At 70.0% G+C, this 9,341-nt stretch carries 10 protein-coding genes; 3 read left to right on the top strand and 7 right to left on the bottom strand.

Annotation, left to right across the window (positions count from 1 at the left end; translation table 11 throughout):
• Positions 1-63 precede the first annotated feature (63 nt).
• Positions 64-483, top strand: coding sequence for a DoxX family protein (locus G6038_RS20580; RefSeq protein WP_165039631.1), 420 nt, complete (start codon positions 64-66; stop codon positions 481-483).
• Positions 484-542: 59 nt separating this feature from the next.
• On the opposite strand, the gene G6038_RS20575 is transcribed toward G6038_RS20580, so the two are convergent.
• The 3 genes from G6038_RS20575 to G6038_RS20565 are packed head-to-tail and all read right to left on the bottom strand — an operon-like array spanning position 543 to position 4,681.
• The gene (locus G6038_RS20575) at positions 543-2,456 is read right to left on the bottom strand and encodes a galactan 5-O-arabinofuranosyltransferase (RefSeq protein WP_165039636.1); all 1,914 of its coding nucleotides are present in this window, start codon (positions 2,454-2,456) and stop codon (positions 543-545) included.
• 39 nt (positions 2,457-2,495) lie between these two features.
• Positions 2,496-3,257 carry a decaprenylphospho-beta-D-erythro-pentofuranosid-2-ulose 2-reductase gene (locus tag G6038_RS20570; RefSeq protein WP_165039630.1) on the bottom strand — a complete coding sequence of 254 codons (762 nt, stop codon included), beginning with the start codon at positions 3,255-3,257 and terminating at the stop codon, positions 2,496-2,498.
• Entirely contained in the window at positions 3,257-4,681 is a 1,425-nt protein-coding gene (locus tag G6038_RS20565; RefSeq protein ID WP_165039629.1) for an FAD-binding oxidoreductase, read from the bottom strand. The genes G6038_RS20570 and G6038_RS20565 overlap by 1 nt, the downstream gene beginning before the upstream one ends.
• A 206-nt stretch (positions 4,682-4,887) precedes the next feature.
• On the opposite strand from G6038_RS20565, the gene G6038_RS20560 reads away from it, so the two are divergent.
• Positions 4,888-5,310, top strand: coding sequence for a GtrA family protein (locus G6038_RS20560; RefSeq protein ID WP_165039635.1), 423 nt, complete (start codon positions 4,888-4,890; stop codon positions 5,308-5,310).
• A gap of 78 nt (positions 5,311-5,388) precedes the next feature.
• Here the strand turns inward: G6038_RS20560 and G6038_RS20555 are convergent, their stop codons facing one another.
• From G6038_RS20555 to rfbA, 3 genes are read right to left on the bottom strand one after another with little or no spacing between them, the layout of a single operon-like run.
• On the bottom strand, positions 5,389-5,874 hold the full coding sequence (locus tag G6038_RS20555; RefSeq protein ID WP_165039628.1) for a GtrA family protein: 486 nt from the start codon (positions 5,872-5,874) through the stop codon (positions 5,389-5,391).
• On the bottom strand, positions 5,871-6,458 hold the full coding sequence (gene rfbC, locus G6038_RS20550) for a dTDP-4-dehydrorhamnose 3,5-epimerase (protein WP_165039627.1): 588 nt from the start codon (positions 6,456-6,458) through the stop codon (positions 5,871-5,873). The genes G6038_RS20555 and rfbC overlap by 4 nt, the downstream gene beginning before the upstream one ends.
• A complete protein-coding gene (rfbA, locus tag G6038_RS20545) occupies positions 6,440-7,333 on the bottom strand; it encodes a glucose-1-phosphate thymidylyltransferase RfbA (RefSeq protein ID WP_165039626.1) in 894 nt (297 codons plus the stop codon). The genes rfbC and rfbA overlap by 19 nt, the downstream gene beginning before the upstream one ends.
• A gap of 64 nt (positions 7,334-7,397) precedes the next feature.
• Here rfbA and rfbB point away from each other — a divergent pair, with 64 nt between their 5' ends.
• Positions 7,398-8,414, top strand: a complete 1,017-nt coding sequence (rfbB, locus tag G6038_RS20540; RefSeq protein ID WP_165039625.1) for a dTDP-glucose 4,6-dehydratase — start codon at positions 7,398-7,400, stop codon at positions 8,412-8,414.
• On the opposite strand, the gene G6038_RS20535 is transcribed toward rfbB, so the two are convergent.
• Complete coding sequence (locus G6038_RS20535) at positions 8,372-9,340, bottom strand: NAD(P)-dependent oxidoreductase (protein WP_165039624.1); 969 nt, start codon at positions 9,338-9,340, stop codon at positions 8,372-8,374. The genes rfbB and G6038_RS20535 overlap by 43 nt on opposite strands.
• Between the last annotated feature and the right edge of the window lies 1 nt (position 9,341).

The raw sequence follows: 9,341 nt of genomic DNA, 5'->3' as shown, positions 1-9,341 counted from the left end.
GAGTTTTCCCGGGCCGGCCGGTCAGTCCGTAGCGAGACCACCCCGCGACCCCAGGAGCCCGTCATGATCTCGACCACCACCCACCCCACCGAGCGCACCACCGACCGGAAGTTCCGCATCGCCGGCCTCGTGCTCACCGGCCTCGTCGTGCTGTTCCTGCTGTTCGACGTCGCGATCCACATCCTCAATGTCGACCAGGCCCGGGAGGCGATGATCGATCTGGGCTTCGACCCGGATCTCAACTACGTCATCGGCGTCGTCCTGCTCGTGTGCCTGGTGCTCTACCTGGTTCCGGTCACGTCGATCCTCGGGGCGGTGCTGCTGACCGGGTATCTCGGCGGCGCCGTGGCGACGAACATGTTGAACGAGATGCCGCTCTTCAGCACCATCCTCTTCCCGATCTACGTCGGCGTCGTCGTGTGGGCCGGGCTGTACCTGCGCGATCCGGTGGTGCGGTCGGTGATGCCGCTGCGCCGCGCCTGAGCCCTCTCGCAACCGCTGCCGGTCGTCCGCGAACACCGTCGGGTTCGCGGACGACCGCGCTATCCGGTGCGGGTGACGACGACGAACGGCCCGATCTCCGAGATCGTGAAGCGCGGATCGTCGAACAGCGATTTCGGGTACGTCACCGTGTAGCGGCGCACATTGGGGTCGTTGGGGTACACGTCCTCGGCGAGCCGGAGCGTGTAGCCCTCGGCGCCCTGCCGGAACACGATCGCGTCGGGGCCCCGCCACGGCGACTCGTCCCACGCCGCGAGCAGCTCGTCGGCCGTCTCGAGCGACGCCCAGTCCTCGATCGCGACGGCGCGAGCCTCGAAGTCCGCCAACGGGTTCGCGTAGTGCGACGTCAGCGCCTGGAATCCGAGGTAGGGGTAGTAAGCGAGGAAGGTGGTGTCGGCGGTGAGGACGACGATCTCGTCGCGGGGCCGGTCCAGCGCCGCGGTGATCGCCTCGTCCAGCTCGGCGTAGTAGGCGCCCGCGCCGGGCGGACGCTGGTCGGCGCGTTCACCGTTGCCGTCGGTGTCGGTGTAGGCCACGGTGATCTCGCCGGCGAGGACCTGCGGGATGTTCTGGGTGAACGCGACCGCGCCCAGCGCGCCGACCGCGATCAGGGACCACCGCACCCGCTGGTTCTCGCTGGTGGCCAGCACGATCCACCGGGTGAAGTCGACGAATGCGAACGTGCCGGCGGCCGCGAGCAGCACCAGCAGGATCACCTCGAGACGGAAGGCGAGCAGGGTGTTGCCCAGCGCGGTCAGCGCCATCGACGCCAGGTACCACAGGTACACGGAGACGACGCCGAGCCCGAGGGCCTGCGCGCGCCGCGACGACGTGGCCCGCCCGACCAGCCACACCGTGCCGAGCAGGCACAGCAGCCCGATCAGCGAACCGTGGAACATCGGCAGCGGCAGCCGGGCCCCGGTCTCGGGCAGATAGTGCGTCGCGGTGCCGGATCCGGCGGTGGACCCGCCCCGCAGCACCTCGAGCAGGAACGGCGCCCACACGATCAGCGCGACGACGACGGCGATCCCCGCGATCACAGCCAGCCGTATCAGCACGGGGACGGCGGCCCGCCAGGTGCCCGCCGCGCGTCGCGCCAGCACCGCGGCGACGACGGCCATCACCGTCACCGCGAACGCCGCGATCCCGAGATAGAGGGAATAGAACGTCGCGGCCAAGCCCAGGAAGAGCCCGGTCCCGACGACGGCTCCGCCGCCCGGTGTGTCCTTTGGGCTGCCCCAGCCGCCCAAAGGACGCACCGGGCGCGACAGCGCCCCCCATGCCAGGACGAGGGCAGGTGCGATCAGCAGCGCGACGAACGCGCCGTACGGTTCGGGAGAGCCGTAGGCGAGGACGACGGCGGTGGTCGCGGTGGCGACCAGCACGGCCAGGTCGACCCGCACCAGCGCGGTCCACAACACGAGCGCGACGACGGCGGCGACGGCCAGCGACACGATCGACCACGGCTTGAACGCCTCCCAGCCGTCCATGCCGAGCAGGTTCGCGAAGCGGCCGCCCACCCAGAACCAGCCGGCGGGATAGAACGGCGGCAGGTCCGCGTACGTCATGTCCCGCAGGGCCGGGGAGTCGGTGAGCCGCGTCAGGTACTCGGTGCGGAACTCCTGGTCGACGGAGATGCCGTGCAGATAGAGCTTCGTCGCGGCCAGCGGCATCCCGAGGGTGACGGTGACCAGGCCCGACAGGCCGGCCCACGACAGCACCCGCGCGAACGGCGTCCACCGTCGCCGCCGGTGCAGCGCGACGGCGACGGCGAGCACGGCGAGCGCACCCACCTGCAGCACGGTCGTGACGGCCTGCGTGACGTTCGACGAGTTGAAGGCGGGCCACTGCACGCGCGCGAACGCGAACAGGCCGGCGGCGGCGACGATCGCGGCGACGAGAACCGCAGCGGCCCCCTCGCCGGCGGTGCGGAGCGCACGCCGGAAGGGGGCCACGTCGGGGGAGAGTACGGCTGGGTCGGACACCCCCGCAGCCTAGATCGGCAGCTTTCGGAAGATCGCGCGCGGGACGTGCCGCAGCACCATCATCACGTAGCGGAAGGCGCCCGGAGCCCACACGAGCTCCTTGCCCTTCCCGGACGCGGAGACGGCGAGCTTGGCGACGTCCTCCTTGTCGACCGTCAGCGGGGCTTCCTTCACCCCGGCGGACATGCGGGTGCGGACCTGCCCGGGCCGGATCACCAGGACGCGGGGGCCGTACTCGCGCAGCGCCTCACCGAGCCCGAGGTAGAAGCCGTCGAGACCGGCCTTGGTGGAGCCGTACACGAAGTTGGAGCGGCGCACCCGCTCACCCGCGGCGGAGGACATGGCGATGATGCGGCCATAGCCCTGAGCCTTCATCTTCTCGCCGACGAGCACGCCGACGGACACGGCCGCGGTGTAGTTGATCTCGGCGATCTGCACGGCCTTGGCCTGGTTCTGCCACAGCTCCTCGGCATCGCCGAGCAGTCCGAACGCGACGATCGCGACGTCGACATCCCCGTCCCTCCAGGCTCGGTCGATCACCTTCGGGTGGCTGCCGGTGTCGAGGGCGTCGAAGTCGATCAGGTCGACCTTGGTGGCCCCGGCGGCCGTCACCTGCGCGACGGCGTCGTCGCGCAGCGGGTCGTTCGGCAGCGCGGCGAGGATCACGCGGGCCGGCGCCCTGCGCAGGTACTCCTCGACGATGGCGAGGCCGATCTCGGACGTGCCACCGAGGAGCAGCAGGGTCTGGGGGTTGCCGACGGCGTTGATCATCAGTGCAGTTCCAACCTTCTGGACATATCGGAGGCGAACACGTTGGTGGGATCGACCGAGCGGCGGATCTTGATCCATTCGCCGATGCGCGGGTACATCGCGTGGAACGTCTCGGCGGAGGTGCGCGAGTCCTTGGCGGTGTAGAGGCGGCCGCCGAACTCGAGGACGCGGCGGTCGAGTTCGCGGACGAACTCGTTCAGGCCCGCCTTGATGGGGAAGTCGACGCAGATGTTCCATCCCGGGATCGGGAAGCTGAGCGGCGCCTTGTTGCCCGGGCCGAACAGCTTGAACACGTTGAGGAACGAGTAGTGCCCCGACTTCTGGATGTCGACGATGATCCTCTTGAACTCCTCGACGGCCTCCGTGGGCACGACGAACTGGTACTGCAGGAAGCCGTTCGAGCCGTAGGCGCGGTTCCACTCACCGAACATGTCGAGCGGGTGGTAGAACTGCGTCAGATTCTGGACCTTGCCGCGGTAGGTGCCGGACTTGCGGTACCACAGCTCGCCGACGGCGCTGAAGGTGTACTTGTTGGCCAGGCCGTTCGGGAAGATGTCCGGGAACGTCAGCAGCGTCGGCGCGTCGAACTTCAGCGGGTTCTTCTGCAGCTTCTTCGGCAGCTGGTCGAGCTTCGCGAGCGAACCGCGGGAGACCGCCGCGCGGCCGAGCTTCGGCAGCGGCGCGACCGCGTCGAACCAGGCGCTCGAGTAGTCGTAGTTCGCCTCGCTGCCGTCGCTGTGCAGCGCGATCGTCTCGTCGAGGGTGCTGGTGACGTCGCCGTCGGCGATGAAGTACGCCGTCTCGGTGGGCGTCATCTCGATCGTGGCGCGCAGGATGATGCCGGTCAGGCCCATGCCGCCGACCGTCGCCCAGAACAACTTGGCGTTGCGCCCGTTCGGAGTGAGGGTGCGCACCTGACCGTCGGCCGTGAGCAGGTCCATCGACCGGACGTGGTTGCCGAAGCTGCCGGCGCTGTGGTGGTTCTTGCCGTGGATGTCTGCGCCGATGGCGCCGCCCACGGTCACCTGCCGGGTGCCCGGCAGCACCGGCACCCACAGGCCGAACGGCAGCGCCGCGCGCATCAACTGGTCCAGGTTGGCGCCGGCATCGACGGTGACCAGACGCGATTCACGGTCGATCGTGTGGATCCGGTCCAGCGCCGTCATGTCGACGACGAGCCCGCCCGCGTTCTGCGCCGGGTCACCGTACGAGCGGCCGAGGCCGCGGGCGATGACACCGCGGCGCAGATGCGACGGCTTGGACTCGTTCTGCTCCGCGACCCGGGCGACCGCCTGCGCGATCACCTCGACGTCGGGAGTGGACAGCACCTCCGCGGTGGTCGGGGCGGTGCGCCCCCAGCCGGTCAGAGTGCGGGTCTGGGTGGGGAGCGGCGCGGCGGCCTGCTCTGCAGCTGTCGTGGACATCGCCGTACAGGTTACCCGCCGGTCGCAGCAGCGAGAGTGTGTCGGTGGCGACGTCCCCGCCCCGGCGTCCGGATTGCCGGAACCGTCCCGGTGCGCTCCGTCGCGGAGCGAGGGCGCTCGCGCCGCTCGCATAGGCTGTCGCCGTGTCCGAGCACCCGCAGCACCCGCACTGGCAGACGCCACCGGAGCACCACGCCCCCCTGCCGGTGGAGATCCCCCTCACCGACAGCACGGCCGACGAGGCGCTCGACCTGAAGACGCAGATCGTGCGGTTCGTCCTCACCGGCGGGCTGTCCGCGATCGTGGACTTCGGTCTCTACGTGCTGCTGCTCGCCGTGGGGCTGCACGTCAACGTCGCGAAGTCGCTGTCGTTCGTCGCCGGCACCACCACCGCGTACCTGATCAACCGGCGCTGGACCTTCAAGGCGGAACCGAGCCGGGCCCGGTTCGTCGCGGTGGTGATCCTGTACGCCGTCACCTACGCCGTGCAGGTCGGCATCAACTACGTGCTGTACGACGCGTTGCCCGCCGAGTGGTGGCGCGTGCCGCTCGCGTTCGTCGTCGCGCAGGGCACGGCCACCGTCATCAACTTCGTGGTGCAGCGTGCCGTGATCTTCCGCCTGCGCTGACCGGGCGGACCGTGGGGGGCGAGCGAATGTATCGCTCATCTCCGTGGTCCGACGGAATGGTCCGTTCGCTCGGGTCGTTCAGTCGTGCTTGGCGCGGCGGAAGGAGAAGTCCCGGTAGCCGAAGAAACTCGCCGTCGCGGTCACGGCGGTGATCACGATCTGCGCGGGGATCGGGGGGAATCCGAAGACGGACACCGCCAGCGTCATGAGCGCGAGGTTCAGCAGGAACGCGCTCAGGTTGACGGTCACGAACCGCCACAGGTCACGCAGGAAATGACCGCGCACGCGGAACGCGAGGTAGCGGTAGGTGGAGAAGGCGCACAGCACGTTGGAGGCGTAGCCCGCCACGATCGCGAAGTGGTAGCCGAGGGTGTCGCCGACGGCGAGCTGCCACACGATGAACCATGCGGTGCCCAGCGCGGTGTTGAAGGCCCCCACCAGCAGGAACGCCACGGCCTGGTTCTTGAACAGGCGCATGAGCGGGCCCGGCGCCCCCGACATCCCGCCGGGTGCGCCGGCGGGTTCGGTGACGGGATCGGGCGAGGACACCGGCTGCGCGCTCACCCGAGGTACCGCGGCAGCGACCCGGCGGCGACGGCGTCGGCCAGCGACGGTGCGGCCTTGTCCTTGGCGGAGAGTTCGTAGTGCAGGGGTGTGCCGTCGCGGCCGGTGGTGGGCCAGTCGATGCCGATCTGCGGGTCGAGGGGGTCGATCTCGTGTTCGCGGTCGGGGTTGTAGGTGGTCGAGCAGAGGTAGACGACGGTGGAGCCGTCGGTGAGGGAGCAGAAGGCGTGGCCGAGGCCCTCGGTCAGGTAGATCGCGCGGCGGTCGACGTCGTCGAGCAGGACCGCGTCCCACTGTCCGAAGGTGGGGGAGCCGACGCGCAGGTCGACGGCGACGTCGAGCACAGCGCCGGCGACGCAGGTGACGTACTTGGCCTGCCCGGGCGGGACGTCGGCGTAGTGGATGCCGCGCAGCACCCCGGCGGCGGAGACCGAGCAGTTGGCCTGGGCCAGGTCGAGGGCGCGGCCGGCGGCGTCGGTGAAGGTGGGTTGTTTGAACCATTCGTAGAACACGCCGCGGTCGTCGCCGAACTGGCGGGGGGTGATCTCGTAGGCGCCGGGGATCTTCAGTTCGCGGTAGTGCACCGTCGGTGTCCTTCCCGGTCGAGCAGGTCGAGCAGGTAGCTGCCGTAGCCGGATTTGACCAGCGGCGCGGCCAGGGCGCGCAGGTCGTCGTCGGTGATGAAGCCGCGCCGCCACGCGACCTCCTCGGGGGCGCCGATCTTCAGGCCCTGGCGTTGTTCGATGGTACGGACGTAGTTGCCGGCGTCGAGCAGGGAGTCGAAGGTGCCGGTGTCGAGCCAGGCGGTGCCGCGCGGCAGGACCTCGACCTGGAGCCGGCCGGCCTCGAGGTAGGCGCGGTTGATGTCGGTGATCTCGTATTCGCCGCGGTCCGACGGGCGCAGGTCGCGGGCGATGGCGAGGACGTCGTTGTCGTAGAAGTACAGTCCGGGCACCGCGAAGTTCGACTTGGGGGTGGCGGGTTTCTCCTCGAGCGAGAGGGCCCGGCCGTCGGAGGCGAACTCGATCACCCCGTAGGCGCTGGGGTCGGAGACGCGGTAGGCGAACACCGCGCCGCCGTCGAGGTCGGCGAACCGGGTGAGCTGGGTGCCCAGCCGGGGGCCGTAGAAGATGTTGTCGCCGAGGACCAGGGCGACGCTGCCGCTGCCGATGTGTTCGGCGCCGAGGACGAACGCCTGGGCGAGGCCGTTCGGTTCCGGCTGCACCCGGTAGGTCAGGTTCACCCCGTAGCGCGACCCGTCGCCGAGCAGCCGCCGGAACTGGGGAGCATCCTCGGGCGTGGTGATGATCAGGATGTCGCGGATTCCGGCGAGCATGAGCGTCGAGAGCGGGTAGTAGATCATCGGCTTGTCGTAGACCGGTACGAGCTGCTTGCTCACTCCCAGGGTGATCGGGTGCAGGCGGGACCCGGTGCCGCCGGCGAGAATGATTCCGCGCATGAGGGGCAGTCTCCCATCCGGGGCGGACGCGGACCAGCGAACGCACCGCCGGTAGGGTTGCCGCATGCGGCTGCTCGTCACCGGCGGTGCCGGTTTCATCGGTGCGAACTTCGTCCATCGGACCGTCGCCGAGCGCCCCGAGGCGCGGGTGACGGTGCTCGACAAGCTCACCTACGCCGGCAACCTGGCCTCCCTCGACCCGATCGCCGAGAAGATCCGCTTCGTCCACGGCGACGTCGCCGACGCGGACCTGGTCGACGCACTCGTCGCCGAGTCGGATCTGGTGGTGCACTTCGCCGCCGAGTCGCACAACGACAATTCCCTGGCCGATCCGTCGCCGTTCGTGCAGACCAACCTGATCGGCACGTTCACCCTGCTCGAGGCGGTGCGCCGGCATGCGGTGCGGTATCACCACATCTCCACCGACGAGGTGTACGGCGACCTCGAGCTCGACGATCCGGCCCGGTTCACCGAGGCCACCGCCTACAACCCGTCGAGCCCGTACTCCTCGACCAAGGCCGGCTCGGACCTGCTGGTGCGGGCCTGGGTGCGCTCGTTCGGGGTGGCGGCGACGATCTCGAACTGCTCGAACAACTACGGCCCGTATCAGCACGTGGAGAAGTTCATCCCGCGGCAGATCACCAACGTCCTCGACGGCGTCCGGCCCAGGCTGTACGGCACCGGGGCGAACGTGCGGGACTGGATCCACGTCGACGACCACAACCGGGCGGTGTGGACGATCATCGACAAGGGCGAGATCGGCCAGACCTACCTGATCGGGGCGGACGGCGAGACGAACAACCGTACCGTCGTCGAGACCGTCCTCGAGTTGTGCGGCAAGGACCGGGGCGACTTCGATTTCGTCACCGACCGGCCGGGCCACGACCTGCGCTACGCGATCGACGCCACCCGCCTGCGCACCGAACTCGGCTGGGCACCGCGCTACCGGGACTTCCGCGAGGGCCTGGCCGCGACCGTCGACTGGTACCGCACCCACGAGCACTGGTGGCGACCGCAGAAGGACGCCACCGAGCAGGCCTACGCCCGCTCCGGGGAACGGACACTCGGCCGATCCGAATGACCCATCGTGCGCCGGGTCGCTTCCAGCGTGGCGGCGATACCGGCCGGAAGGGGCCGATGGCTGCGGCGGTCCAGCTCGGTCCACACCAGCGACCGTAACCGCAGGTCCCGCCCTTGCACCGACGCGAGCGGGGAGGACGCCAGCACGACGTTGGGGCGGCGGCGGAAGACGGTCCGGCACGCGCCGAGGATCGCGCCGATCGTCACCGACCGGCCGGACGCGAAGATCTTGGTGCTCACCCGGCCGGGTTCGGCTTCCGCCCGCGCCAGGGCGTCGGCAACCATCTCTGCCGCGTCGGAGATGTACAGGTAGTCCCGCAGGGTGTCCATCGAGACGTAGATCGAGACCGGCGTCCCGGTGAGATAGCCGCGGCACAGGTGGGAGACGAGGCCCTGCGGCTTGGCGAGATTCTGCCCCGGGCCGTACAGGTTCGCGAAGCGGCCGATCACCGCGGTCGCGCCCGTCTCGCCGGCGAAGTCGGTGACGACGGCCTCGGCGGCCAGCTTGGCCTGTCCGTACAGACCGAGCGGGGCCGTGGGACTGAATTCGGAGTGCGGGGCGCCCGGCGCGGCCGCGTACACGCCGCCTGCCGACGAGGCGTGGAACACCGTCCCGTTCTCGGCGCTGCCGCCGGCTGCGTGCGCCAGTCCGTCGAGCACGTCGCGCAGCAGAGCGTTCTCGGCCGCGAATGCTTCCGACGTCGTGCCGTTCACCCCGGCCCCGGCACACCACGCGACCCGCCACGACCCACCACCGGTGGCGCGGACGAACCGGTCCGCGTCGGCCAGCAGCACGTTGCGGGCCTGCTCCGGCTCCTCCCAGGGCACCACGCTCGTCGCCACCGGGACGCCGCGGCGACGCAGCTCACGGGTCACCCACGAGCCGAGCAGTCCGCCACTTCCGACGACCCACGTCGGCGCCGGCACG

Source organism: Rhodococcus sp. 14C212 (assembly GCF_011058195.1).
GTDB lineage: Bacteria > Actinomycetota > Actinomycetes > Mycobacteriales > Mycobacteriaceae > Rhodococcus > Rhodococcus aetherivorans.
The sequence above is the reverse complement of the archived record's forward strand: the minus strand, read 5'-3'. Positions and strand labels throughout refer to the sequence as shown.

Coding starts and splice junctions, on each gene's coding strand:
- rfbB (WP_165039625.1), top strand. CDS start 7,398: ATGCGGCTGCTCGTCACCGGCGGTGCCGGTTTCATCGGTGCGAACTTC.
- G6038_RS20580 (WP_165039631.1), top strand. CDS start 64: ATGATCTCGACCACCACCCACCCCACCGAGCGCACCACCGACCGGAAG.
- rfbA (WP_165039626.1), bottom strand. CDS start 7,333: ATGCGCGGAATCATTCTCGCCGGCGGCACCGGGTCCCGCCTGCACCCG.
- G6038_RS20570 (WP_165039630.1), bottom strand. CDS start 3,257: ATGATCAACGCCGTCGGCAACCCCCAGACCCTGCTGCTCCTCGGTGGC.
- G6038_RS20565 (WP_165039629.1), bottom strand. CDS start 4,681: ATGTCCACGACAGCTGCAGAGCAGGCCGCCGCGCCGCTCCCCACCCAG.